This window comes from Streptococcus sp. Marseille-Q8145 (genome assembly GCF_965112035.1).
This window is the reverse complement of record NZ_CBCOPQ010000004.1, coordinates 1-24,287: the sequence shown is the minus strand read 5'-3', so window position 1 is coordinate 24,287 and position 24,287 is coordinate 1. Positions and strand designations below refer to the sequence as shown.

Below are 24,287 nucleotides of genomic sequence, written 5' to 3'. Positions count from 1 at the left end.
TTACGCTTACTTTTAGGAAAGGAAGCAAAGCTCTCTCTTGATGAGGCAAATATTCTCATCAAATCTAAAAGTGCGGCTGAATATATCAATCTTTCTCCTTCAAAAACTAGCTTTTATGTTAAAATAGAAATATCACATTGAGAAGAAAGAGAAAAGTCCATGTCGAGAAGAAGGAATAATTCGAAGCAGCAATCGGAATGGTTTGGCTGGATTTGGATACTTGCAATTATATTTGGTTCTGGAGTGGTAGCCAGCTATCTGATCCCCATTGCTATTTTGGGAGGTATTGGCTACGGAATCTATCGCTACCAAAAGCAGAAAAGAGTTCGTATTGAAGCTAAACAAGCCAGCATTGGCCGTATTGAAGATTTAAAAGCAGAGATTGGGCAGGCTGACCGCCGTATTAAAGAATTAGAAAGCTACCAAGAATACGGCAAGAAGGAAGATTACCAAGATTTGGCCCTGCAAATTCTTCCCCAACTCACCTATATCAAAAACGTTGCTAAGGAATTGCGAGATGAAATTCCTGCATCTGTCTACCAGCGCATTCAGACTAAAATTACTACTGTAACCGAGGAAATTGATAAACAACTGCAAAAAATTGAACGAGAGAAAAGGCAAAAGGAAGCGCAGCCTAAGAAAACTAGTCTAGAAGAGCTAGCCCCAGAATTGGTCGCTACGGTTCGCAATATTCAGATTGACCACGAGGCCATTCTTCACAAAATCTCTCAATCTGAAAGCAATAATAAGGAAGAGCTGACTGCCATCCATCAGTCCCAGATGGAGCACTACGAAGATATTTTAGAAGGCTACCTCAAAATCAAAGCTTCTCCCAAAGATTTTTACAATGCCGAGGAGCGGCTAGCCAAGGCTAAAGCAGCCATCGAGCAGTTTGACTTGGACCTAGACGAAGCGCTGCGTCAGTTAAACGAAGCTGATTTGAGGGACTTTGACATTAGCCTGCGTATCTTAGACAAAGAAAAGCAAACAGACACTGGCTTTTAAGCTAGATAAACCAAAGGAGAAACTATGAGCCAAGAATTTAATTTTGACATTGATAAAATTGCCAACAATGCCATCAGCAAAAGCGACAAAACAACAGAAATCATCGAAGCCAATACGACCCAAGAAAATGGCCAGCTCACTTTTCTGGAAAAGCTGACTCCTGAGCAACAGAGTGCGATTACGGCTAAAGCTCCGCAGCTTGTGGATAATTTCGTATCAGACCAAAATGCCTTGCTGGACTTTGGCCAATCTGCTGTCGAAGAAGTCAATAGCACCGTCAATCGTATCTTAGCCGAGCAGAAAAAATTGCAGATTCCCCAGGTAGATGAGCTTTTAAAAAATACCAACAAGGAACTCAATGGCTTTGTCGCAAAATACAAGGATGCTCAAGTAGCGGAACTAGACAAGAAGCCTAATTTCTTGGAAAAACTCTTCAAACAGAGCAAAAACACTCTTCAGGAATTCTATTTCGACTCACAAAACATTGAGCAGAAAATGGACGGCATGGCTGCAACCGTCGTCAAGCAAGAGGATGTCTTGGCTCGCAACATCGTTTCTGCAGAAATGCTGATTGAGGATAATACCAAATCGATTGAAAACCTAGTTGGAGTTATTTCCTTTATCGAAGCTGCTCAGCAAGAATCTGGCAATCGAGCGCTCAAACTGCAGGCTGAAGTCGCTCAGTTAGATATGACAACTGTTGACTACCAAGTCAAATCGCAAGAATTAGCTCGAATGACAGAGGTGGTCAATACCTTAGAGCAGCAACACACTGAATATGTCAGCCGTCTCTATGTGGCTTGGGCAACTACCCCTCAGATGCGCAATCTGGTCAAGGTTTCCTCTGATATGCGCCAAAAGCTCGGAATGCTTCGTCGCAATACCATTCCAACAATGAAGCTGTCTATCGCCCAGCTAGGTATCCTCCAGCAATCCATGAAGTCTGGTCAGGTAGCTGACGCCATCTCTAATGCCAATAACGCTGCCCTGCAAATGCTCGCCGAAACCAGCAAGGAAGTCATTCCTCAGCTGGAACGGATTTCCCAAAGCCCTACTATCGCTGTCGAGTCTGTTACTAAGCTGGCAGAAAGCCTCGTTGCTCAAAACCAAGGCATTATCGAAGCCATTGATAAAGGACGGGAAAAACGTGCTCTGCTAGAAGCGGCGGTCATCCAATCCGCAGAAACCATCAACAACTCTGTCAAACTGCGTGATCAAAAGATTATCCAAGCCCTGCTGGATCAAGGCAAGGAAGCCCAGAAAGAATTAACTTCAGAATAAGTAAAAGAGCCATCCAGACTCTTTCAACTCGTAGACAAATGTCAAAACTGATGTTTGTCTTTTTGTATTTTTGGTCAAGAAGACAAAAATGAGGCTGAGACAAAAGTCCTAGCCTCTCAATTGTCTTTGGATTGTCGAGCAAGACGCAGTGGTTGAGTGGGCTCTACTACGCTGATTTCATCAGCTTTTACAGCCCTACTCAACTGTGCGGAGGTGAGACGACGAAATCGAATTCTAACGAATTACCGATTTCTGTCCCACTCTCATTTTTTTGAAAAAGATATTTCTTTATAGACTTTTGACGGCCGCAATAGCTGCATCATAATCTGGCTCGGTGTTGATGTTATCCACATATTCAGCATAGGTCACAGTATTGTTTTCATCCAAAACTAGGACTGCACGAGCTAACAGGTGCCATTCATTGATGAGGACAGCATAGTCACGGCCGAAAGAATGGTCGAAGTAGTCAGATAGCATGACAGCATTTTCGATGCCTTCAGCGGCACACCATTTTCCTTGAGCAAAAGGTAAGTCAACTGAAATTGTGATTACAACAGTATTGTCCAAATCAGCAAGTTCTTGATTGAAACGACGGGTCTGAGTTGAGCAGACACCAGTATCGATAGACGGTACGATGCTGAGGACTTTCTTTTTACCAGCAAAGTCAGCCAGAGTTTTCTTTGAAAGGTCAGTAGCTGTCAGGCTAAAATCGTGGGCTGTGTCGCCGACTTGCAGTTGCTTTCCAGTAAAGGTTACAGGATTTCCGAGAAAAGTTGTCATAGGAAGTCTCCATTCATGTTTGATAGTTCCATTGTACTGCGAATAGTGATTTTTTTCGAATAATTTGACTGAAAATTTGAGAGCGACTCCATATGAAGCTTGTTCTTCAGAAATAAAGAGGTTAGGATTCTATCTTCCCAACCTCTTATCATTATTTAGACAGACCTTCTGCAATCTTTTCTAAGTTGTATTTCATCATGCTGTAATAGCTATCTCCTTCTTCTCCTTTTTCTGCAACAGAGTCAGTAAAGATTTTAGCGTAGATTGGGATGTTGGTGTCTTTAGAAACAGTCTTCATCGGACGGTCGTCTACACTTGATTCCACAAAGAGAGATGGCACTTTCGTCTTGCGTAGTTTTTCAACCAAAGTTTTAATTTGGTCTGGAGTCCCTTCTTCTTCAGTGTTGATTTCCCAAATATAGGCAGATGGCACATTGTAGGCCTTAGAGAAGTATTTGAAGCAACCTTCGCTGGTTACAATCATTTTCTTTTCTTCAGGAATGTTGTTGAATTTCTCTTTGGCTTCCTTGTCCAAAGCGCTTAGTTTTTCCACATAAGCTTTAAGATTTTTCTCGTAAGTTTCTTTGTTAGCTGGGTCTTTTTCGCTCAAACGCTTAGCAATGTTTTGAGCATAGATGATCCCATTTTCCAAGTTGAGCCAAGCATGTGGGTCTTCTTTCCCTTTTTCACTTTGGCCTTCCAAGTAAATGACATCAACACCTTCGCTGACAGCATAATAGTCCTTGTTTTCTTTCTTCTTAGCATTTTCTACCAATTTTGTGAACCAAGCATTGCCACCTGTTTCTAGGTTGATCCCATTGTAGAAAATCAGATCCGCTTGGGAAGTCTTTTTGACATCTTCAGGCAGAGGCTCGTATTCATGTGGGTCTTGGCCGACAGGTACGATACTGTGCAAATTGATCTTATCGCCAGCGATATTCTTTGTAATATCCGCAATAATCGAGTTGGTTGCAACAACATTCAATTTTGAAGAACCAGTCTCGGTACTGCTTTTTTGACTAGAGCAGGCTGCTAGGCCGACAAAAGCCAGCAAAAGCAGAACTAAGAAACGACATTTTTTCATTGGAAATCCTCCATAAATATATTATTTTACTTTTCTTTTTAAATACCGCTGTTTTGGTGCGATAAAAAATGAAACCAAAAAGATCAGGGCAGAGGTTAGAACGATACTAGAACCTGCTGCAACATTAAAACTATAACCGATGAAGAGACCTAAAACAGATGCACCAGCCCCCAAGGCAGATGACAATAAAATCATAGTCTTGAGACTCTTGGCATAGAGATAGGCCGTTGCAGCTGGTGTAATCAGCATGGCCACAATCAGAATCGTTCCGACACTTTGCATGGCTGTGACAGATACCAGAGTCAAGAGAATCATCAGTAAATAGTGGTAAAAATTCACCTTCATTCCCATAGCTTGGGCTAAGAGCGGGTCAAAGGACGTCAGCAAAAGCTGCTTGAAGAAAATAGCAATGACCAGCAGCACCAAGATACCCACACCGATACTAATCCACATATCAAGGTCTTGCACCGCCAAGATATTCCCAAAGAGAATATGGAAGAGGTCGGTCGAACTCTTGGCAACGCTAATCAAAATGATCCCCAGAGCCAGGAAGGAAGAAAAAGTAATCCCGATAGCCGTGTCACTTTTTATAATAGAATTGCCCTTGATGTAAGTGATAATGATGGAAGCTAGTAAGCCAAAGGTAATGGCACCGATGAAGAAATTAATCCCCAAAATATAAGACAGGGCCACACCGGGCAGCACCGCGTGAGAGATGGCATCCCCCATGAGCGACATGCCCCGCAAGATGATAAAGCACCCAACGGCACCGGCCACCACTCCAATTACAATGGCTGTAATCAACGCATTTTGCAGGAAATGAAAATCATGCAATCCTTGAATAAATTCCTGGATCATCCTAGTCACCTCCATTCATAAAGAGCTGAGAGCCGTAGGTCTTCTGCATATTTTCTTTGGTGAAGGTACTCTCGGTTGATCCGAAAGCGACGACTTTTTTGTTAAGTAGCAAGACCTGATCAAAATAAGCGACCACCTTGCTCAAGTCATGGTGGACAATCAAAATCGTCTTCCCATCTTTTCTTAGCTGACGGAGTGTTTTCATAATAATCTCTTCGCTGACCGAGTCAATCCCAACAAAAGGCTCATCTAGGAAAATATAGTCCGCCTCCTGAACCAAGCAACGGGCAATCAAGACCCGTTGAAATTGCCCACCAGACAACTGGCTAATCTGCCGCTCAGCAAAATCTTCTAAACCAACGATTTTCAAAGCCCGAGCAACCTTTTCCCAGTCAGACGCTTTGAGGCGTTGAAAGAGCTTAATCTTAGGATACAAACCCAGAGACACACACTCCTTGACCTTGATAGGAAAATTATAATCAATGTGAATTTTCTGCTCTACATAAGCAATCTTGCTTAATTCTTGCTCCATGGGTTTTCTATCTAGAAAGGTCTGCCCCTCACTCTCAACAATTCCTAACATCCCTTTTATGAGAGTTGACTTTCCAGCCCCGTTTGGTCCGATAATACCTGTGATAGTTGGTCCTTTTATTGTTAAAGAAGTTGGTTCTAAGGCCAGCTGTCCTTGATAACTGACACTTAAATTTTTCATTTCAATCATTGTTATACCTCTTTTGTTTTAATATACATTAAAATGAAAATTAAGTCAAGTTAATTTTTAAAAAATCCTTAAAATCAATATAAGAAATATTTGAAAAAAGGAGCTAATTTTGATAAGGTTATATCAAAAGCAGGAAAGTGAGAAAAACATGACACGTTTACAAGATGATTTTTATGATGCTATTAATGGTGAATGGGCCAAAACGGCCGTTATCCCAGATGACAAGCCTGTCACCGGCGGGTTCACAGATTTGTCAGATGAGATTGAAAAGCTGATGCTCTCCACTACCGATAAATGGTCGCGGGGTGAGGAAATTCCTGATGATGCTATTTTGCAAAACTTTATCAAGTACCATCGTTTAGCAGCTGACTATGACAAGCGGGAAGAACTCAGTGTCAAGCCTGTTTTGCCTTTGATTGCGGAATACCAAGCACTCAACTCCTTTGCAGAATTTACCACAAAGATTGCCGAGTTTGAGCTGGCTGGCAAGCCCAATTTCTTTCCTTTTGGTGTGGCGCCTGACTTTATGGACGCCCGTATCAATGTCCTTTGGGCAGATGCGCCTGGTACTATTCTCCCAGACACAACCTACTATGCTGATGGGCATCCTCAAAAGGATAAGCTCTTGAAAAAATGGCGCGAAGCTTCCGAAGCTTTGCTGCAAAAATTCGAATTTTCAGCAGAAGAAATTCAAGATTTGCTGGATAAGGTTTTAGAACTGGATGCTCGAATTGCCAAAGTCGTTCTGTCACGGGAGGAAAGTTCAGAATATGCCAAGCTTTACCACCCTTACAAGTGGGAAGATTTCAAAGCCTTAGCACCGAATCTACCTTTAGATGCCATCTTCACCCAACTCATCGGGCAAATTCCTGACCAGATTATCGTACCTGAGGAGCGTTTCTGGCAAGCTGCCAACCAATTCTACTGCGAAGAGACTTGGCCCCTCCTCAAGGCCGTGCTTATCTTTAATGCTATCGCGTCAGCTGAAGCCTACTTGACTGACGAAATCCGTGTCCTAGCAGGCGCTTACCGTCGCGCCCTATCTGGAACACCTCAGGCGCAAGACAAGAAAAAAGCTGCCTTTTACCTAGCTCAAGCGCCTTTCAATCAAGCCATCGGACTCTGGTATGCTGGACAAAAATTCTCCCCAAAGGCCAAGGCCGATGTGGAGCAAAAAGTAGCCAACATGATCCAAGTCTACAAGGAGCGCCTCGCAAGCAATGACTGGCTAACACCAGAAACTCGGGACAAGGCCATTGTCAAACTCAATGTCATCAAGCCTTATATCGGCTACCCAGAGGAGCTGCCTGAGCGCTACGCAGACAAGATTGTGGATGAAAATCTCAGCCTCTTCGAAAATGCTCAAAAGCTTCGACAAGTGGAAATCAAGCATGGTTGGAGCAAGTGGAACCAGCCAGTGGATTACAAAGAATGGGGAATGCCTGCCCATATGGTCAATGCCTACTACAATCCTCAAAAAAACTTGATTGTCTTTCCAGCGGCTATCCTGCAGGCACCATTCTATGACCTGCACCAGTCTTCTTCAGCCAATTATGGCGGTATCGGAGCGGTTATTGCCCATGAGATTTCCCATGCCTTTGATACCAACGGCGCTTCCTTTGATGAAAACGGCAGCCTCAACAACTGGTGGACGGAGCATGACTACCAAGCCTTTACTGAGCGGACTCAGAAAGTCATCGACCAGTTCGAAGGTCTAGATTCCTACGGTGCCAAGGTCAATGGCAAGCTGACCGTTTCAGAAAACGTAGCGGACTTGGGCGGTATTGCAGCGGCTCTCGAAGCAGCCAAGAAAGAAGACGATTTCTCTGCGGAGGAATTCTTCACCAACTTTGCTCGCATCTGGCGGATGAAGGGTCGCGAAGAGTACATGAAGCTTCTAGCCAGCGTCGATGTCCATGCGCCCGCTAAACTTCGGACCAATGTGCAGTTGCCAAACTTTGACGACTTCTTTACGACCTTTGATGTCCAAGAAGGAGACGGTATGTGGCGCAGTCCAGAAGAACGGGTAGTGATTTGGTAAGCGACTTTAATAATATTTAATCAATCAAAAAACCTGCTCAGGAAGCGCAATAGAGCCTTCTCGAACAGGTTTTTATAGTTCTTTGATTTCTTTCATATAGCCGGCCGTGATGATACCAGCGGGCAGAGCCACAATGGCGATTCCTAAAAAGGAAGAAATCATGGTAATAATTTTTCCAGTCGTTGAAACTGCATAAATATCACCATAGCCAACCGTCGTCAGGGAGATGGTTGCCCAGTAGAGGACGTCAAAAAAATTAGGAAATGTGCTGGGCTCGACATTAAAAATGATAAGGCCAGAAATGAAGACATAGCAGAGAGCCAAAAGACCCACGATCATCAAACTGTCCTTCTGCTTCTTTAAGATATTGGTCAATATTTGGATATTTTTAGAATAGCGAATAAACTTGAAGACACGCAAGATACGAAGCATGCGCAAAATCTTAAAAAGCCGCAAACTATTATTTAACAAAAAGAGGGAAGGCAATATGCATAGCAAATCAGCCAACGCCAAAAAGGTAAAAGGATAGAGGAAAAAAGAAAGCTTACCTTTTTCCAATTTATAATCGGCAGTGACGAGCCTGAGCACATAGTCAATACTAAAAATAATCGTTGACACAAAATCCAGCCACATGAAGATTCCTGTGTGACTTTTTGTGGTTAGGGGGATCAGGCTGACAATAATAGTCAGGAACATAAAGACATCATAGGTTTTTTCAATCACATTTTCCTTTTGACGGGGCTCAATAATCTGAAATAAAGTCTTCCTTGTCATCCTCAACCTCACTTTTTTAAACTTGCTTTCATTCTATCTGTTTTTAAAAATAAGTAAAGGTCAAGCCGCAAAGATTTTCTTCATTCTCCTTCGTCAGTTACTTTCAAAATCCCTTGAAAATGGTATAATAGATAGAAACGTGTCTAGAACACGGAAAAGATCGTTGGAGAGTAAATGATTATGGCAACTTACAATCACAAAGAAATCGAGCCCAAGTGGCAGAAATACTGGGCTGAGCACCATACATTCAAGACAGGTACGGACAAGGACAAGCCTAACTTTTATGCGCTGGATATGTTTCCTTATCCATCAGGAGCTGGATTACACGTAGGACACCCAGAAGGCTACACAGCGACGGATATCCTCAGCCGCTACAAGCGCGCGCAAGGCTATAATGTCCTTCACCCAATGGGCTGGGATGCCTTTGGTCTGCCAGCCGAGCAGTACGCTATGGATACAGGCAATGACCCGGCTGACTTTACAGCAGAAAACATTGCCAACTTCAAACGCCAAATCAATGCGCTTGGTTTTTCTTACGACTGGGATCGGGAAGTTAACACGACTGACCCTAACTACTACAAGTGGACCCAGTGGATTTTCACCAAGCTTTATGAAAAAGGCCTGGCCTATGAAGCTGAAGTGCCAGTAAACTGGGTGGAAGAGCTGGGAACGGCTATCGCCAATGAGGAAGTTCTGCCGGACGGCACATCTGAGCGCGGTGGCTATCCAGTCGTCCGCAAACCAATGCGTCAGTGGATGCTGAAAATCACAGCCTATGCAGAGCGTTTGCTCAATGACTTGGAAGAGCTGGACTGGCCTGAGTCTATCAAGGACATGCAGCGCAACTGGATCGGCAAATCAACCGGTGCCAATGTAACCTTCAAGATTAAGGACACTGACAAGGACTTCACCGTCTTTACCACTCGTCCGGACACCCTTTTTGGTGCTACCTATGCTGTTTTGGCTCCGGAGCATACTCTCGTTGATGCCATTACGAGTGCAGAGCAAGCTCAAGCAATTGCAGACTACAAACATGCAGCCAGCCTCAAATCCGACCTTGCTCGGACTGATTTGGCTAAGGAGAAGACTGGTGTCTGGACAGGAGCTTATGCCATCAATCCTGTCAACGGCAAGGAAATCCCCATCTGGATTGCCGACTATGTGCTTGCAAGCTACGGAACAGGTGCCATCATGGCTGTTCCTGCACACGACGAGCGCGACTGGGAGTTTGCTAAGCAGTTTGATTTAGAGATTATTCCGGTTCTAGAGGGTGGCAATGTTGCTGAAGCTGCTTACACAGAAGACGGTCCGCATATTAACTCTGGCTTCCTAGATGGCTTGGACAAGGCTGCCGCTATTGACAAGATGGTTGCTTGGCTGGAAGCGGAAGGTGTCGGAAATGAAAAAGTCACCTATCGCCTGCGTGACTGGCTCTTTAGCCGTCAACGCTACTGGGGTGAGCCAATTCCAATCATTCATTGGGAAGATGGCACCTCAACGGCTGTTCCTGAAAATGAATTGCCACTTGTCCTACCTGTAACCAAGGACATCCGCCCTTCTGGTACTGGTGAAAGTCCTCTGGCCAATCTCACCGACTGGCTGGAAGTGACTCGCGAAGACGGTGTCAAAGGACGCCGCGAGACCAATACCATGCCTCAATGGGCTGGTTCTAGCTGGTATTACCTGCGTTACATTGACCCGCATAACAATGAGAAATTAGCAGATGAGGACTTGCTCAAGGCTTGGCTGCCAGTTGATATTTACATCGGTGGCGCGGAGCATGCCGTGCTCCACCTCCTCTATGCTCGCTTCTGGCATAAATTCCTTTATGACCTCGGTGTCGTTCCAACAAAAGAGCCTTTCCAAAAACTCTTTAACCAAGGAATGATCTTGGGGACTAGCTACCGTGACCACCGCGGTGCTCTAGTAGCGACAGACAAGGTGGAAAAACGCGATGGTTCTTTCTTCAACATCGAAACTGGAGAAGAGTTGGAGCAAGCACCTGCCAAGATGTCTAAATCCCTGAAGAATGTAGTCAATCCAGACGATGTAGTGGAGCAATACGGTGCTGATACACTTCGTGTCTATGAAATGTTCATGGGGCCGCTGGATGCGTCTATCGCTTGGAGTGAGGAAGGTCTGGAAGGCAGCCGCAAGTTCCTAGATCGTGTCTACCGTTTGATTACAAGTAAAGAAATCGTTGCGGATAACAATGGTGCTCTCGACAAGATATACAACGAAACAGTCAAGTCTGTCACAGAGCAGATTGAGGAGCTCAAGTTTAACACAGCCATTGCCCATCTCATGATCTTTGTCAATGCAGCCAACAAGGAAGAGAAGCTCTATGTCGAATATGCCAAAGGCTTTATCCAATTGCTGGCGCCTTTTGCACCGCACTTGGCTGAAGAACTCTGGCAGGCGGTAGCTCAAACTGGCGAGAGCATCTCCTACGTAGCTTGGCCAACTTATGATGAAAGCAAACTGGTCGAGGCAGAGGTCGAAATCGTAGTTCAAATCAAGGGTAAAGTTCGTGCTAAGCTAGTCGTAGCAAAGGACTTGAGCCGTGAGGAATTGCAGGAAATCGCTCTGGCAGATGAGAAAATCAAGTCTGAAATCGCTGGTAAAGAAATCGTGAAAGTCATTAGTGTGCCAAATAAACTGGTTAATATCGTGGTGAAATAACGAGTTTATTAGCCCTATCTGCCATCTTCAATAGTCCGCTGGACTATTGAAGCTAACTAAAGTCGTTATTATTGTTGGGAAATAATTGTAAATTATAGTTAATTAAAAAGAGAGACAGTTTTTGTTTATTTTTTTGGGAGGTATTAATGAGGACTCAAAGTCATAAGAAGATTATTGATGGATACTCTGTTTCACGGGGGAGTTATGAAGATTGCTTAAATTATGTAGAGAATACTATAAAGAATATTATTAAAAGTCAATCTATTAACGTTCATGAAATAATTGGGAGAGTAAAAACTGTAGAGTCTCTTGAAGGCAAAGTAAAAAGGAAAAATTATTCTAATTTAGCTGAGATTACCGATTTATGCGGTATTCGTATCATAACGTACTTTAGTGATGATGTTGATAAAATAGCTGAGTTAATAAGTCAAGAATTCGAGGTTGATGTAGAGAATACTATTGATAAACGTAAAAGTGAGGATCCAACAAAATTTGGTTATGTTTCACTTCATTATGTGGTGGGTTTAAAAGCAGAAAACACTTCACCTACTTTATATGGTAGATTTAAGAATATAAAATTAGAGATACAAATTAGGACAGTTATGCAGCATGCCTGGGCTGAAATTGAACATGATTTGGGATATAAAAGTAAGGAAGATATACCTGATCAATATAGAAGACAATTCTCCAGATTGGCGGGACTAATTGAATTGGCCGATGATAATTTTTTACAGTTAAAAAATAATATTAATAACTATGAGCAGGAGATAAGGGAAAAATTACCTACTTCGAAAAAAGAATTACCGATAGATAGCAGTACGCTTATGACTTATGTAACAGAAGATCAAAATTACATTGAACTACTGAATATGATTAAATTGTCAGTTGTGAATATAGATTTTAATATTGATAGTTCTTTTCTATCTACGGTAGTTCAGAGGGTGAAAAAATTGGGTTTGAAGACTATAGGAGATATAGATGGATTATTAGAAAGATACAAGGATATCTTTTTAAGGATATGGGCAATTGAGATGAATATTATGCATTATACGGGTATATTGTCATTGACTCCATTATTACGCATTACTAGGGTGTTAGAATCAATTAATAGGATCGATATTTCTGATGAAGAATTTATAAAAATCTCAGAGAATCTATTTTTAGATGAATATGGAATTTCGTATCCAACTGATGTTTATTAACGTTAAAAACTAATTTGTTAAACATGAAAAGTGGTACTTTTCGTTTGGATAGGTTACAGAAATTGTAGTATAACTCTTTCTAAAGTTGTACTGACCCCAAAAAGTTAGACAATTAATTTATCCAAAGAATTTAGTTCTGTATTGCACAGGGCTAAGTCCCTTTGATATAAACTCTCCTTAATCGGACTTTTAACAATGACTGTCACCTATCTCCTAGGCCAATTCTTCTCAATTTAAAAGAAGAACTATTCAGGCCAGAATAATAAAAAGATTGAAAAGAAATTATTTTCTCTTCAATCTTTTTTGTTTTAAACTTAGATTAGTTTTGGCCAAGAGCAGCTGCCATTGTTGCTGCAACTTCTGATTCGAAGTCGTTAGCTGCTTTTTCAATACCTTCACCAACTTCAAAGCGAACAAACTCAACTACTGAAGCATTCACTGATTCAAGGTAAGCTTCAACTGTCTTGCTGTCATCCATGATGTACACTTGTGCAAGAAGTGTATAAGCTTGGTCAACTTTAGTGTTGTCAAGCAAGAAGCGATCCATTTTACCTGGGATGATCTTGTCCCAGATTTTTTCTGGTTTGCCTTCAGCAGCCAATTCAGCTTTGATATCAGCTTCAGCTTGTGCAATCACTTCGTTAGTCAACTGAGCTTTTGAACCATATTTCAAGTGTGGAAGTGCTGGCTTATCAACCATAGCGCGGCTTTCATTGTCTTGATCGATAGCGTGGTTCAATTGTGCCAATTCATCTTTAACAAATTGCTCATCCAATTCTTTGTATGAAAGAACAGTTGGTTTCATCGCAGCAATGTGCATAGAAATTTGTTTAGCAAGAGCGTCATCTCCACCGTCAATCACTGAAACAACACCGATACGGCCACCGTTGTGTTGGTAAGCACCAAAGTGTTGAGCATCAGTCTTTTCAACCAAAGCAAAACGACGGAATGAGATTTTTTCTCCGATAGTTGCAGTTGCAGATACGTATGCAGCTTCAAGAGTTTCACCTGAAGGCATTGTCAATGCAAATGCTTCTTCGTTGTTAGCTGGCTTGCCTTCTGCGATTACTTTTGCAGTAGCATTTACCAATTCAACGAATTGAGCGTTTTTCGCAACAAAGTCAGTTTCAGCGTTGACTTCAACGATAGCTGCAACGTTACCATCCACGTAAACGCCTGTCAAACCTTCAGCGGCAACACGATCAGCCTTCTTAGCTGCTTTTGCCATACCTTTTTCGCGAAGCAATTCAATCGCTTTTTCGATGTCACCATCTGTTTCAACCAATGCTTTCTTAGCGTCCATGACACCAGCACCAGATTTTTCGCGCAATTCTTTTACAAGCTTAGCTGTAATTTCTGCCATTTTTCTTCTCCTATGTTTACTATTTTTAAATAAAGGGGCTGGGCTGAGCCCCGCCCCTTTAGGTTAATTGACTTATGAAAATTATGCGTTGTCGCCTTCTACAACTTCAACGATTTCTTCGATTGAGTCTGCTTGAGTTTCAGTTGCAGCAAATTCTGCTTCAACAGTCGCTACAGCGTCCTCACCTTGACGACCTTCGATAACAGCGTCAGCCATTTTCGCAGTGATCAATTTAACGGCACGGATTGCGTCGTCGTTAGCAGGGATAATCACATCGATATCGTCTGGATCAGTGTTTGTGTCAACCATCGCAACTACTGGAATACCAAGTTTCTTAGCTTCCTTAACAGCGATTTGCTCTTTATGAGGGTCAACGATGTACATTACATCTGGGATGCGAGGCATATCTTCGATACCACCCAAGAATTTTTCAAGACGAGCACGTTGTTTGTTCAAAAGTGCTACTTCTTTCTTAGGAAGAACTTCGAAGATTCCTTCTTCTTCCATACGTTTGATTTCTTTCAAACGAGCAACACGTTTTTGGATAGTTGTCCAGTTTGTAAGAGTTCCACCCAACCAACGGTGGTTGATGTAGTATTGACCAGCACGTTCTGCTTCTTCTTTTACAGCTTCAGCAGCTTGCTTTTTAGTACCAACAAACAAGATAACTGCATCGTTTGCAGCTGCATCACGCATGAAGTCATAAGCTTGATCTGCGTATTTTACAGTTTGTTGAAGGTCGATAACGTGGATACCGTTACGCTCAGTGAAGATGTACTTAGCCATCTTAGGGTTCCAGCGACGAGTTTGGTGACCAAAGTGAACACCAGCCTCAAGAAGTTGTTTCATTGAAATTACTGCCATGAGTAAATTCTCCTTTTTGTTTTTTTCCTCTCTTAGATTTCAGCTCGCAGAGCTACCAATTGGCAACGGCTCCACAATTCATCTAAAATGAGTATTTCTGCCGTTTAAACGGCATCTACTATCATATCAAATTTTCGAGCTTTTGACAAGTCTTTGAGCAGTATTTTCTCTTCCTAATCCAGCTCATCTATTAAAATTCCTTCAAGAAATTCTCACTTAAGTCAGGTCAGGCTCTTGACGAATAGGCCGTTTTACGATAGAATAGTAAGAGTTGCGGCGGTATAGCCAAGTGGTAAGGCACGGCTCTGCAAAAGCTTGATCGTCGGTTCAAATCCGTCTACCGCCTTTTTTATCGGTTTAAATCCGACTTTATACTAACCAAGAGGCTGGGACAAAAGTCCTAGCCTCTCAATTGTCTCTGGATTGTCGAGCAAGACGCAGTGGTTGAGTAGGCTCTACTACGCTGATTTCATCAGCTTTTACAACCCTACTCAACTGTGCGGATGTGGGACGACGAAATCGAATTCTAACGAATTACCGATTTCTGTCCCACTCTCTTTTTTGTTTGTCTTTTTTACATCATTGGTCAAGTTTAATGAATTTCAATGAGACCAGAATGACCAGCTTTTATCTAAAATCTCAGGGCTGCTAACAAAAAAGAGCGGAAAATACTTTCCGACTCTTTTTTATGCATTCAAAAATTATAATTCAGCAATTTGGCTCAGGTTGACTTCTGCAACCGTGTCATTTCCAAACATAGAGATAATCATCTTGACCTTATTATTGTCAATTTCCGTAATTTTGCCAGTATAGTTAGCAAAGGCACCGTCAATGATGCGAACTGTATCGCCCACTTTGACATCCAAATCAAATTCTTGAACCGTTTGTCCCATAGAAATCAGAATGCTGCGGATTTCTTCTTCCAAGAGCGGGGTTGGTTTCGAACGGTTTCCGTGTGAACCCACAAATCCAGTTACGTTTGGCGTATTCCGCACGACAAACCAAGCTTCGTCCGTCATAACCATCTCAACCAAGACATAACCTGGGAAGCGGTTTTCTTCGACTTCCTTGCTCTTGCCGTTTTTCTCGACTTGCACGGTCTGAGTTGGAATTTCCACGCGCAGGATATTTTCCAGCATATTATAGGTCTGAGCACGTTGCAAGAGATTTTCCTTTACCTTATTTTCATAGCCTGAGTAGGTTTGCAGTACAAACCAGCCTTTATCAAAACTGTCCATGTTTTGTCCTTTCCTAAATAAAAAAGCCTAGGGCTTCTGCTTGATATCTAGCCTTATTATACCATAAAATCTAAAATTACAAAGCATTTTGGTAAATATTTTACAGACAAATGAGAGTGGGACAGAAATCGGTAATTCGTTAGAATTCGATTTCGTCGTCCCACCTCCGCACAGTTGAGTAGAGCTGTAAAAGCTGATGAAATCAGCGTAGTAGAGCCCACTCAACCACTGCGTCTTGCTCGACAATCCAAAGACAATTGAGAGGCTAGGACTTTTGTCCCAGCCTCATCTTTCTTATGAAAACATATTGATTATGCGGAAGAGACCGCTGGCAACTACCTTATCAAAAATATAGATGACAATAGCAAAGAATGCTGTGTATTCCATTACGGAAAGGAAATCAGTCCATCTTTCTTTACGGGTAGGCCAAGTTGTATCTCGTAGCAAAACGAAAACATCTTTAATGAATTTCACAACTATCTCCTATCTGGTTTCTTTATGCAGCGTATATTTACTGCAGTGTTTACAATATTTATTCACTTCTAGACGCGTAGGTTTTGGAGTGCTACTAAGTTTGATTGAGTAGTTTCGTGACCCACAAACTGTACACGCTAGACTCGCTTTTTTTAATGCCATGACGCCTCCATTCCCCTTATTATAGCAGTTTTCTACCTCTTTGACAAGCCGTTTAGACGATTAATGGAACCAGCCAGTAATGGTATCCCATAGATTTTTGGCTTTTTCAGTAATCCCAGACTCATCGATAGCTTTCTTGGCATCATCTACCAGGTTTTGCGCCCGCTCCTGGACATCTTTCAGGAAGTCTTTATTTTCGCTAGTCGTATTCGTTTGACCAGTACCGTAGGTATCGACTGGGGAAATCCCATTTTCAGCATAGGCATTTTTCTGACCCGAGAAGGACGTTCCTTCCGTATAAGGCAGGATGGTGTTGGCTACATTACGGAAAATAGCCGAAGCTTCATTGGCACTCGTACCAGTCAGATAGTGAGTTTCATCTGTCTTAGGGAAGCCCAGCCATTGGCTGATAACCACATCTGGTGTGTAGCCGATGACCCACTGGTCTCCTGACAGATCAGGGTTAAAGTCAGTCTCTGTCGTTCCTGTCTTTCCAGCCATTGTATAGCCATACGGAGCCGCATAAACTCCCGTTCCGTTTGAGAAGGTTCCCAGCATCATACTGGTCATCTTTTCTGTGGTTGAGCGATTGAGAACGCGGGTAGAAGTCTGCCGGTGGGTTTTGACAACCTGACCACTAGCATTTTCTATCTTGGTGATAAGATGGGCATCATTCATAATTCCATCATTCGCAAAGACTGAGTAGGCTTGAGCCATCTGAAGTGGATTGGTCGTCACGCCGCTTCCCAGAGCTACACCCAGATTCTGTTCTACCTTATCCATATTAAGACCAAACTTTTTGCCGTACTCAAAGGCCTTGTTCACGCCTAATTCGTCCACTGTTGAAACCGCGGGAATATTGAGGGATTCAGCCAAGGCTTGATACATTGGAACCGTCGGTGAACTTTGGATATTGCCGTAGTTATTGACCTTATAGTCACCAAAAACTGTCCGACTATTATCTAGTTCCTTATCCGTTGACCAGCCGGCTGCTATAGCTGGGCTGTAGGCCACCAAAGGCTTGATGGTTGAGCCTGGACTACGAGCAGACTGAGTCGCGTAGTTGAAAGTCCGAAAAGCAGAGCCATCAGCACTGTTGACACGACCAACCAGAGCCCGAACACCACCCGTCTTAGGATCCAGCGCTACGCTTCCTGACTCGGCCCTCGTTCCGTCTTCAGCCTGCGGGAAGAGATCAACATTGCTATAGATGACCTGCATGCTGGCTTGGTAATTTTGATCCAATTCGGTGTAAATCCGATAGCCGTTGTTGACGATTTCTTCTTCCGTCAGACCGTAATCATTGACCGCTTCATTGATAACCGCATCAAAATAAGACGGGTAGCGATAGTCTTCTGACTTGCCTTCGTAGGCATCGACTAGCTGGCCTCCAATGCCAACCGTCGCAGCTTGATCCGCCGTTGCCTGATCAATATAACCTGCCGCCACCATATTTTGGAGAACGGTGTCACGACGGTTGGTCGCATTCTCAATCGAATACAGGGGATTATATAGTTCTGGTCCTTTGAGCATACCAGCTAGAACCGCTGATTGATCCAAGCTGAGCTGGCTGGCAGATATACCAAAGTATTTCTTGCTGGCATCTTCCACTCCCCAAACGCCATTTCCAAAATAAGAGTTATTGAGGTACATGGTCAGGATTTCCTGCTTGCTGTATTTTTTGTTAATCTCTAAAGCTAGGAAAAATTCCTTTGCCTTCCGCTCAATGGTCTGATCCTGAGAAAGATAGGCATTTTTGGCCAACTGCTGCGTGATAGTCGAGCCACCACCCGAACGCCCCGCAGTCAAAATGGCCAGAAAGAAGCGACTATAGTTAATCCCGCCATTCTTATAAAAAGAACGGTCTTCTGTCGCAATCACCGCGTTCTGCAAGTCCTGACTAATCGCATCCAATTCGACATAGGTTCCCTTTTGCCCAGACAAGCTACCCGCTTCGTTTCCATCCTTATCATAGATCAAGGTCGTGGCTTTAAGAGCATTCTGCAAGTCTTTGACATTGGTCGTCTTAGCTACATAAAAAAGATAGCCACCGACCACCAAACCAAAGGTCAAGCCGAGAATCAAGAATATCTTGGTCAGATGGAACCTGCGCCAAAAGCGGCGGAAAGGATGTTGAGACAAGGGCTTCTTTCGATTCTTACCAGACCGGCTATAGCTAGGTTCAGGCGTCTCGCCCTCCAGCTCCTCAGCAACTTTCTTCTGAGGATGATCCGTTTTAAACAGATTGACTAATTTTTCAAATATATCATTTAATTTCTTCATAAAACATATTTTATCACCTTATCCATGCAGACACAAGGCACGACTCTGCTACTTTCTACTCCTTTTAGCTTTCTTTAAGGAAATAGCAGAGCTCCTTTCCTCTTTCCAACGAAGCATTTTCAAATGGGCTAGTTTTTGCTACAATGAAAACATGAAATTTACTATTACCATCCCCGCAAGCCTGCCTCCGATGACCGTCAAAGAACTGCTAGAAGAGCAGCTGCTCATCCCGCGAAAGATTCGTCACTTTCTCCGAACCAAGAAACACATTTTGGTTAACGGTGAGTCCATCCATTGGCAAACTTTGGTCAAGCCTGGTGACAGCATTCAACTAACTTTTGACAAAGAGGATTATCCAGAAAAAGAACTCCCCGCTGGCCAGCCTCATCTGGTCGAGGAACTCTATCAGGACGAGCATCTCATTATCGTCAACAAGCCAAACGGCATGAAAAGTCACGGCAATGAGCCGACAGAAGTCGCTCTGCTCAACCATGTGTCAAGCTATGTCGGCCAGACCTGCTATGTCGTCCACCGACTGGACAAAGAAACCAGTGGCGCCATCCTGTTTGCCAAAAATCCCTTTGTCCTCCCCATTCTCAATCGCCTCTTGGAAAACAAAGAAATCTCTCGTGAATATTGGGCCCTTGCTCAAGGAAAATTTCACAGCAAGACTATCGTTTATAAAGATAAAATCGGACGCGACCGCCATGACCGACGGAAACGACTCGTTGATCCGAAAAAGGGACTCTACGCTGAAACTCATGTAACCCGACTCAAGGACTTCGGAAAGACGACTCTGGTCAAATGTCAATTGAAAACCGGACGGACTCACCAAATCCGCGTCCATCTCGCCCATCACGGTCATCCCATCATTGGCGACCCCCTCTACCATCCTCAACCCCAAGGCCGCCTCATGCTCCATGCCCACCGCTTGACATTGACTCATCCGTTCACCCTAGAAACCATCAGTGTGGAAGCACCGTCAGAGAGTTTTGAAGCAGAAATCAAACGGCACAAAAGCAAGGCTAAAAAAGATAGCTAACCAGATAACCGATTCCCCAAGACTAATACTCTACATCGCCAACTAGCCACAATTCTTTCAAAAAACAGATTTTCCCCAAAAAGACGATTCCCTATCGGACATCGTCTTTTTCTTCTCCTCTAGCTAGCAACTTAGCACGCTAGATATCAACAAGCAGCAATCTGATCTCGATAGGTCATCTACCTTGTACCAACTTGCTCCCCAGTCCATCTTTGACTACTAGCACCTCCACCTCGCTTTGAATCATCCTATCTGACCAAAGAGTAATCACAAAGTCACAAGAAAAAGCTCAGCTAGGCCGAGCTTTTTGATTATTGATTTTTAAAGCGTTCTACATCACGCGCAATGACTAACTCTTCATCTGTCGGGATAACCAGAACTCTGACTTTAGCAGCTTCTGTTGAAATATCTCCTGTAGCACCAAAGAAATTCTTCTCTGGATCGACATCGCAGCCAAACCAAGAAATTCCTTCGATAACCATGCGACGGATAGTCACAGAGTTTTCACCGATACCAGCTGTAAAGATAATGGCGTCTGCTCCATTTAAAACAGCTAAATACTGACCAATGTATTTTTGAATGCGATCCACAAAAATTTCATTTGCCAATTGTGCCTTTTCATCACCCGCACGCATAGCTTCGTGAATATCGCGCATATCACTTGATTTCTCAGAAACGCCCAACAGTCCAGATTCACGATTCAGAATTCGACTGATATCTTCTGGCGTGTTAAAGTCATCTGTATGCTGCATCAAGTATGGAATAATCGCTGGATCGATGTCACCCGTACGTGTTCCCATCATAACCCCACCAAGAGGAGTGAAGCCCATAGAAGTATCCACTGAGCGCCCCTTATCAACTGCTGTGATAGAAGCACCGTTTCCTATGTGGCAAGTGATAAGTTTCAATTCTTCAATCGGTTTACCCAAAAGTTTCGCAGCTTCGTGGGCTACATACTCATGGCTGGTTCCGTGTGCTCCGTATTTACGGACCTGATTTTCAGTGTAGTACTTGGTTGGCAATGGGTAGCGATAAGCTTTTTCTGGCATGGTTGTGTGGAAAGATGTATCAAAAACAGCCACACTGGTAATGTCAGGAAGAATTTCCTTGAAAGCACGGATACCGTCAGCATTGGCAGGATTGTGCAAAGGAGCTAGTAGAGACAACTCTTCAATCTTTTCCAACACATCGTCAGTCACAAGAGCTGATTCTTTAAAATACTCGCCTCCAGCTACGACACGGTGCCCAACACCTGTGATTTCATCGTAAGATTGAATAATTTCAAACCGTTTCAAATCATCCAATAAAATTTTCACAGCTTGTGTATGGTCAGCAATATCTAAGGTTTGGCGTTCAGAACGACCATCAAATTTAACCGTAGAGATTGAGTCCTTGAGACCAATCCGCTCAATCAAACCTTTAGCCAGCACCTTTTCTTCTGGCATTGAATAAAGTTGCCATTTTACACTCGAACTTCCAGCATTGATAGAAATAGTTTTTGACATCTCGTCACCTCTTTAAGCGTTTTCAAACTATTATATCAAAAATTTGTTTGAATTTCACTAACTTTGACCCAGTTTTGAAAACTTTCACGAAACTTCAAGATTTCATCCTGACTTTGCAAGTCCTGCAAAGGGTAGATAAACGGCTGAATGTCTGATTCGCCTTGTTTTCTCAGGACAAATATCGTCTTAGCATTCTGCCGGCTCGCGAAAATCTTTTCTGGCAGGGAAATCATTGCCAAGAGCTGAGCGCTAGACAGTAGCCATTTTTTCAGCAGGTGACTTTGTGGGCTCGTCAGCAGATTATTTGGGGCGAGAAAGATAGCATAGCCCCCCGGTTTTAAATATTTTAACGATTGCTCCATCAAGAGATGATGGGCGTAAGTATGCTCGTCTGGACTGGCAACCTCATAACGAGCCGCCACTGTATCATCTGGATAATAGCCCACTGGCAAATCACTGATAATCAAGTCGCTTTCTTTCAGAACCTGAGGCCGTACCGCGTCTCCTTGAGCAAAGTGTGCCTTGGAATTCATGACTTCGGCAATGCTGGCAGACAAATCAATCAGCAAGTCGTCAATTTCTAGGCCCAGATAATCCATGTTTTTTTGTGTGTGGTTGAGCAGAGTCTCCGCCAAATTCCCTGTCCCACTGCCGATCTCGAGCAAATCGACTCTCTCTCCTTGAGCCAACTGATCAACCAAAAAGCTCAGCAAGAAGCCGACCGAATCAGGTGTGAACTGATGATTAGCTTGGAGTGGCTCTGTCTGAGAAGCCTTCATGAAAATAAACTGATAAGCCCGCCGCCACTCCTCCTTGGTCAAATGCAGGGCACGAAGTTTCTCATTATTTTTCAGAATTTCTTGTAATTCTGTATCTCCGTCCAGATAAATCCCATTCTGCTCAATCAAGGCATCATAGAAATTAGTTCCCAGCACATTTTGGATATTTTGCACGTTTTCTAAAAGTAGATGAAAAGCTCGTTCTATTTTTTCAAATTTCATGGCATCCTCCGTTGTCTTATGATACCAAAAAGAAGCCCTCTTTCCAAGGGCTATCGGATTACAAATCTTTTACATTTATATTAGTCGCTTCTCTTGTCAGTTGAAGGAGAGGGCACTTTAGTTTTTTTAGTATCTTTGGAGTCTTTAGCTTCTTTGTCCTTCTTCTCTGGCTCCTTTTTACTCTCAAAATAGAAAGAATAACTCTTCTGATTGGCAAGTTGGCTGCTGACTTCCAGCATATTTCCCTGCCTGCGATAATGGGTGCTCCCTTGGTCAAAGGCTAATTGCCCGTTCTCCTCTGTGGCAGTCTCCTTGGTCAAAACAGCCAAGGCATAGGCTTCTGTCCGCTCCCGATTGGCTTGAAAGAGACGCTGATTGGTCACCTGCCGGTTCAGATAAAATTGCAAGAGCAAGCTAAAGACAGCTGCCATAAAGAGGGCATAAAGCAAGATGCCTGCCTTAACTTTTATCTTGAACACGATAGATGTACTCTCTTTCTAAATTATTTTCAAACCGGAAGCGAAAGCGAACAAGGTCCCCCTGCTGACTGACCGGAGCAGCTTTAAGTCCATAGATCATGGGTTGATAGCCACGTCCCGAAGCATCCGTCTTGCGAAAATCATCACTCCGAGATTTGCCCAAAGCTATATGTTTGCCATCCTGTTTGACATAGATTTTGTCGTTTTCGACTCGGTCAAATTGGCTGCGCGATAGCTCCGTCTCCAACTGATCGACAAATAAGAGCCATTCCTGCTGCTTATTTTCCTGTTGATGTCGCAGTTCAAAAGCCAGAAGCTTGGTCATCGACTGAAAGACCAATATACCACCGCTCAAGACCAGCAGGGCGACTAGAGTCTCTAAAAGTGTAAAAGCTTTGATTTTAACGTTTTTTAACACTGAGCACCTTCTCCTCTTGGTGATAGACGGTTAATTGCTGGTCTGTTTTAACCTGGCGGACTGTAATGCCGTTTACTGTCAGATTTTCCTGTCCCGTCTGCATGGCCATCCGAGCAACCCGTAGGACTTCCTCCTCCTGCAATAAGCGAATCTGTTCCTGCCGCGACTGACTAATCTGGCCAAGCAGGAGGCTGGCAATAGCCGCAAAAACCGCCATTGCCACCAGAGCCTCCAGCAAAATGCTAGCCTTCATTTGTCGTCTTTTTAAATTTTCCATTACCCATATAAAGCTGGTAAACAACCTTTTTATCCTCCGTTTGAAAAACAATCTTGCTGAGCGAAGAATTCCCGCCAGCCTGATCAAACTGAATGGTCTGAGGAGCATGTTCCTGCAAAGTCTTGGGAAATTCTACTTGCTGATAGCCGTTGGAGATATTGCGCTCCGAAATGGTCAATTTGATCTTTTCATGTCCAGCCATACTTAGCTTTTGGCTCTCCTGATAAAGATGCTCAAATTCCATGAAAAACAGCTGCTCCTGTACTTGATTGAAACCAGCCTGGACAGAGCCAGATAAACCTAATAAAATGAAACTGACCACAAATAAAGCCAGGAGACTTTCTAACAGCGTAAAAGCCTTAATCCGCAACTGCACGAACTTCACTGCTGTTTTTTCCATAGTAAGCCTTATAGGATGCCACCTGCTTATCGGTAATCCGACCATCGGCAACTAATTTTCCTAGAGTAGCTTTTTCATTAACATTCTTCAATTCATAAAGCTCAGCCTGACTTTCTACCACCTTGACTACAGCCGCATTGCCCGTATCTGAAACAGCATCCTTCTGCTTGGTCAAATTTGGGACAAACAAGAGCATCAAGACACTGATGATTAAAAGGACGACTAACATTTCAATAAAAGACACTAAAATTCTCTATGGCCTGTCTAGTATAAACAAGGGAAAACAAAAACAGACCGACATCGCTGTCAGTCTGCCAACTCTATCACTACGGAAAGTTTTAAATTTTTCCATT

At 43.2% G+C, this 24,287-nt stretch carries 24 protein-coding genes and 1 tRNA gene; 7 read left to right on the top strand and 18 right to left on the bottom strand.

Translation table 11 applies throughout. The features are described 5' to 3' along the window. Positions 1 to 159: 159 nt before the first annotated feature. Both ACWPVL_RS08375 and ACWPVL_RS08370 read left to right on the top strand, forming a co-directional pair. Complete coding sequence (locus ACWPVL_RS08375; protein WP_454388251.1) at positions 160 to 1,005, top strand: hypothetical protein; 846 nt, start codon at positions 160 to 162, stop codon at positions 1,003 to 1,005. A gap of 24 nt (positions 1,006 to 1,029) precedes the next feature. Further along, entirely contained in the window at positions 1,030 to 2,286 is a 1,257-nt protein-coding gene (locus tag ACWPVL_RS08370) for a toxic anion resistance protein (RefSeq protein WP_454388249.1), read from the top strand. Between the two features lie 288 nt (positions 2,287 to 2,574). Here the strand turns inward: ACWPVL_RS08370 and tpx are convergent, their stop codons facing one another. From tpx to ACWPVL_RS08350, 4 genes are all read right to left on the bottom strand, one after another. Beyond that, entirely contained in the window at positions 2,575 to 3,066 is a 492-nt protein-coding gene (gene tpx, locus ACWPVL_RS08365; RefSeq protein WP_454388247.1) for a thiol peroxidase, read from the bottom strand. Positions 3,067 to 3,217: 151 nt separating this feature from the next. Further along, on the bottom strand, positions 3,218 to 4,150 hold the full coding sequence (gene scbA / locus ACWPVL_RS08360; RefSeq protein WP_045500328.1) for a metal ABC transporter substrate-binding lipoprotein/adhesin ScbA: 933 nt from the start codon (positions 4,148 to 4,150) through the stop codon (positions 3,218 to 3,220). Positions 4,151 to 4,171: 21 nt separating this feature from the next. Then, positions 4,172 to 5,008, bottom strand: coding sequence for a metal ABC transporter permease subunit (locus ACWPVL_RS08355; RefSeq protein ID WP_454388245.1), 837 nt, complete (start codon positions 5,006 to 5,008; stop codon positions 4,172 to 4,174). A gap of 1 nt (position 5,009) precedes the next feature. Then, a complete protein-coding gene (locus ACWPVL_RS08350; protein WP_454388243.1) occupies positions 5,010 to 5,729 on the bottom strand; it encodes a metal ABC transporter ATP-binding protein in 720 nt (239 codons plus the stop codon). Between the two features lie 148 nt (positions 5,730 to 5,877). On the opposite strand from ACWPVL_RS08350, the gene ACWPVL_RS08345 reads away from it, so the two are divergent. Then, on the top strand, positions 5,878 to 7,770 hold the full coding sequence (locus ACWPVL_RS08345) for a M13 family metallopeptidase (protein ID WP_454388241.1): 1,893 nt from the start codon (positions 5,878 to 5,880) through the stop codon (positions 7,768 to 7,770). Between the two features lie 72 nt (positions 7,771 to 7,842). On the opposite strand, the gene ACWPVL_RS08340 is transcribed toward ACWPVL_RS08345, so the two are convergent. Further along, positions 7,843 to 8,544, bottom strand: a complete 702-nt coding sequence (locus ACWPVL_RS08340) for an ion transporter (protein ID WP_454388239.1) — start codon at positions 8,542 to 8,544, stop codon at positions 7,843 to 7,845. A 180-nt stretch (positions 8,545 to 8,724) separates the two neighbouring features. Between ACWPVL_RS08340 and leuS the strand changes: the two genes are divergently transcribed. Continuing rightward, positions 8,725 to 11,226: a leucine--tRNA ligase gene (gene leuS, locus ACWPVL_RS08335; RefSeq protein WP_454388237.1), complete on the top strand. Its 2,502-nt coding sequence runs from the start codon at positions 8,725 to 8,727 to the stop codon at positions 11,224 to 11,226. A 146-nt stretch (positions 11,227 to 11,372) separates the two neighbouring features. Next, a complete protein-coding gene (locus tag ACWPVL_RS08330; protein WP_454388235.1) occupies positions 11,373 to 12,428 on the top strand; it encodes a GTP pyrophosphokinase in 1,056 nt (351 codons plus the stop codon). A gap of 319 nt (positions 12,429 to 12,747) precedes the next feature. Here the strand turns inward: ACWPVL_RS08330 and tsf are convergent, their stop codons facing one another. Then, positions 12,748 to 13,791, bottom strand: a complete 1,044-nt coding sequence (tsf, locus tag ACWPVL_RS08325; RefSeq protein WP_454388233.1) for a translation elongation factor Ts — start codon at positions 13,789 to 13,791, stop codon at positions 12,748 to 12,750. 81 nt (positions 13,792 to 13,872) lie between these two features. Next, positions 13,873 to 14,655 (bottom strand): 30S ribosomal protein S2, encoded by a 783-nt coding sequence (rpsB, locus tag ACWPVL_RS08320; protein WP_015605907.1) that lies wholly within the window; start codon positions 14,653 to 14,655, stop codon positions 13,873 to 13,875. A gap of 275 nt (positions 14,656 to 14,930) precedes the next feature. On the opposite strand from rpsB, the gene ACWPVL_RS08315 reads away from it, so the two are divergent. After that, positions 14,931 to 15,001, top strand: a tRNA-Cys gene (locus tag ACWPVL_RS08315). Positions 15,002 to 15,356: 355 nt separating this feature from the next. On the opposite strand, the gene nusG is transcribed toward ACWPVL_RS08315, so the two are convergent. The 4 genes from nusG to pbp2a form a co-directional block, all read right to left on the bottom strand. Continuing rightward, complete coding sequence (gene nusG / locus ACWPVL_RS08310; RefSeq protein WP_005591544.1) at positions 15,357 to 15,893, bottom strand: transcription termination/antitermination protein NusG; 537 nt, start codon at positions 15,891 to 15,893, stop codon at positions 15,357 to 15,359. A gap of 294 nt (positions 15,894 to 16,187) precedes the next feature. Continuing rightward, positions 16,188 to 16,367 (bottom strand): preprotein translocase subunit SecE, encoded by a 180-nt coding sequence (gene secE, locus ACWPVL_RS08305; protein WP_061422082.1) that lies wholly within the window; start codon positions 16,365 to 16,367, stop codon positions 16,188 to 16,190. Between the two features lie 9 nt (positions 16,368 to 16,376). Then, positions 16,377 to 16,529: a 50S ribosomal protein L33 gene (gene rpmG / locus ACWPVL_RS08300; RefSeq protein WP_015605910.1), complete on the bottom strand. Its 153-nt coding sequence runs from the start codon at positions 16,527 to 16,529 to the stop codon at positions 16,377 to 16,379. Positions 16,530 to 16,589: 60 nt separating this feature from the next. Beyond that, positions 16,590 to 18,812 carry a penicillin-binding protein PBP2A gene (gene pbp2a / locus ACWPVL_RS08295; protein ID WP_454388229.1) on the bottom strand — a complete coding sequence of 741 codons (2,223 nt, stop codon included), beginning with the start codon at positions 18,810 to 18,812 and terminating at the stop codon, positions 16,590 to 16,592. 151 nt (positions 18,813 to 18,963) lie between these two features. Between pbp2a and ACWPVL_RS08290 the strand changes: the two genes are divergently transcribed. Beyond that, positions 18,964 to 19,854, top strand: coding sequence for an RluA family pseudouridine synthase (locus ACWPVL_RS08290; protein ID WP_454388227.1), 891 nt, complete (start codon positions 18,964 to 18,966; stop codon positions 19,852 to 19,854). A gap of 311 nt (positions 19,855 to 20,165) precedes the next feature. Here ACWPVL_RS08290 and ACWPVL_RS08285 read toward each other — a convergent pair whose 3' ends face one another. The 7 genes from ACWPVL_RS08285 to comGC form a co-directional block, all read right to left on the bottom strand. Beyond that, the gene (locus ACWPVL_RS08285) at positions 20,166 to 21,359 is read right to left on the bottom strand and encodes an acetate kinase (RefSeq protein ID WP_454388225.1); all 1,194 of its coding nucleotides are present in this window, start codon (positions 21,357 to 21,359) and stop codon (positions 20,166 to 20,168) included. A 35-nt stretch (positions 21,360 to 21,394) separates the two neighbouring features. Next, positions 21,395 to 22,360: a class I SAM-dependent methyltransferase gene (locus ACWPVL_RS08280; protein WP_454388223.1), complete on the bottom strand. Its 966-nt coding sequence runs from the start codon at positions 22,358 to 22,360 to the stop codon at positions 21,395 to 21,397. 80 nt (positions 22,361 to 22,440) lie between these two features. Then, positions 22,441 to 22,839 (bottom strand): competence type IV pilus minor pilin ComGG, encoded by a 399-nt coding sequence (gene comGG / locus ACWPVL_RS08275; RefSeq protein ID WP_048791615.1) that lies wholly within the window; start codon positions 22,837 to 22,839, stop codon positions 22,441 to 22,443. Next, entirely contained in the window at positions 22,820 to 23,257 is a 438-nt protein-coding gene (gene comGF / locus ACWPVL_RS08270; RefSeq protein ID WP_048791614.1) for a competence type IV pilus minor pilin ComGF, read from the bottom strand. Before comGF ends, comGG begins: the two co-directional genes overlap by 20 nt. Then, positions 23,241 to 23,534 (bottom strand): competence type IV pilus minor pilin ComGE, encoded by a 294-nt coding sequence (gene comGE / locus ACWPVL_RS08265; protein ID WP_193389924.1) that lies wholly within the window; start codon positions 23,532 to 23,534, stop codon positions 23,241 to 23,243. Before comGE ends, comGF begins: the two co-directional genes overlap by 17 nt. Beyond that, positions 23,500 to 23,934 (bottom strand): competence type IV pilus minor pilin ComGD, encoded by a 435-nt coding sequence (gene comGD, locus ACWPVL_RS08260; protein WP_062006289.1) that lies wholly within the window; start codon positions 23,932 to 23,934, stop codon positions 23,500 to 23,502. Before comGD ends, comGE begins: the two co-directional genes overlap by 35 nt. Then, positions 23,894 to 24,163: a competence type IV pilus major pilin ComGC gene (gene comGC / locus ACWPVL_RS08255; protein WP_454388615.1), complete on the bottom strand. Its 270-nt coding sequence runs from the start codon at positions 24,161 to 24,163 to the stop codon at positions 23,894 to 23,896. Before comGC ends, comGD begins: the two co-directional genes overlap by 41 nt. Between the last annotated feature and the right edge of the window lie 124 nt (positions 24,164 to 24,287).

What these genes read in the sequence shown, in the direction of transcription:
- ACWPVL_RS08375 (WP_454388251.1), top strand. Translation starts at nt 160, where the DNA reads ATGTCGAGAAGAAGGAATAATTCGAAGCAGCAATCGGAATGGTTTGGC.
- ACWPVL_RS08370 (WP_454388249.1), top strand. Translation starts at nt 1,030, where the DNA reads ATGAGCCAAGAATTTAATTTTGACATTGATAAAATTGCCAACAATGCC.
- tpx (WP_454388247.1), bottom strand. Translation starts at nt 3,066, where the DNA reads ATGACAACTTTTCTCGGAAATCCTGTAACCTTTACTGGAAAGCAACTG.
- scbA (WP_045500328.1), bottom strand. Translation starts at nt 4,150, where the DNA reads ATGAAAAAATGTCGTTTCTTAGTTCTGCTTTTGCTGGCTTTTGTCGGC.
- ACWPVL_RS08355 (WP_454388245.1), bottom strand. Translation starts at nt 5,008, where the DNA reads ATGATCCAGGAATTTATTCAAGGATTGCATGATTTTCATTTCCTGCAA.
- ACWPVL_RS08350 (WP_454388243.1), bottom strand. Translation starts at nt 5,729, where the DNA reads ATGATTGAAATGAAAAATTTAAGTGTCAGTTATCAAGGACAGCTGGCC.
- ACWPVL_RS08345 (WP_454388241.1), top strand. Translation starts at nt 5,878, where the DNA reads ATGACACGTTTACAAGATGATTTTTATGATGCTATTAATGGTGAATGG.
- ACWPVL_RS08340 (WP_454388239.1), bottom strand. Translation starts at nt 8,544, where the DNA reads ATGACAAGGAAGACTTTATTTCAGATTATTGAGCCCCGTCAAAAGGAA.
- leuS (WP_454388237.1), top strand. Translation starts at nt 8,725, where the DNA reads ATGGCAACTTACAATCACAAAGAAATCGAGCCCAAGTGGCAGAAATAC.
- ACWPVL_RS08330 (WP_454388235.1), top strand. Translation starts at nt 11,373, where the DNA reads ATGAGGACTCAAAGTCATAAGAAGATTATTGATGGATACTCTGTTTCA.
- tsf (WP_454388233.1), bottom strand. Translation starts at nt 13,791, where the DNA reads ATGGCAGAAATTACAGCTAAGCTTGTAAAAGAATTGCGCGAAAAATCT.
- rpsB (WP_015605907.1), bottom strand. Translation starts at nt 14,655, where the DNA reads ATGGCAGTAATTTCAATGAAACAACTTCTTGAGGCTGGTGTTCACTTT.
- nusG (WP_005591544.1), bottom strand. Translation starts at nt 15,893, where the DNA reads ATGGACAGTTTTGATAAAGGCTGGTTTGTACTGCAAACCTACTCAGGC.
- rpmG (WP_015605910.1), bottom strand. Translation starts at nt 16,529, where the DNA reads ATGGCATTAAAAAAAGCGAGTCTAGCGTGTACAGTTTGTGGGTCACGA.
- pbp2a (WP_454388229.1), bottom strand. Translation starts at nt 18,812, where the DNA reads ATGAAGAAATTAAATGATATATTTGAAAAATTAGTCAATCTGTTTAAA.
- ACWPVL_RS08290 (WP_454388227.1), top strand. Translation starts at nt 18,964, where the DNA reads ATGAAATTTACTATTACCATCCCCGCAAGCCTGCCTCCGATGACCGTC.
- ACWPVL_RS08285 (WP_454388225.1), bottom strand. Translation starts at nt 21,359, where the DNA reads ATGTCAAAAACTATTTCTATCAATGCTGGAAGTTCGAGTGTAAAATGG.
- ACWPVL_RS08280 (WP_454388223.1), bottom strand. Translation starts at nt 22,360, where the DNA reads ATGAAATTTGAAAAAATAGAACGAGCTTTTCATCTACTTTTAGAAAAC.
- comGE (WP_193389924.1), bottom strand. Translation starts at nt 23,534, where the DNA reads ATGGAAAATTTAAAAAGACGACAAATGAAGGCTAGCATTTTGCTGGAG.
- comGD (WP_062006289.1), bottom strand. Translation starts at nt 23,934, where the DNA reads ATGGAAAAAACAGCAGTGAAGTTCGTGCAGTTGCGGATTAAGGCTTTT.
- comGC (WP_454388615.1), bottom strand. Translation starts at nt 24,163, where the DNA reads ATGTTAGTCGTCCTTTTAATCATCAGTGTCTTGATGCTCTTGTTTGTC.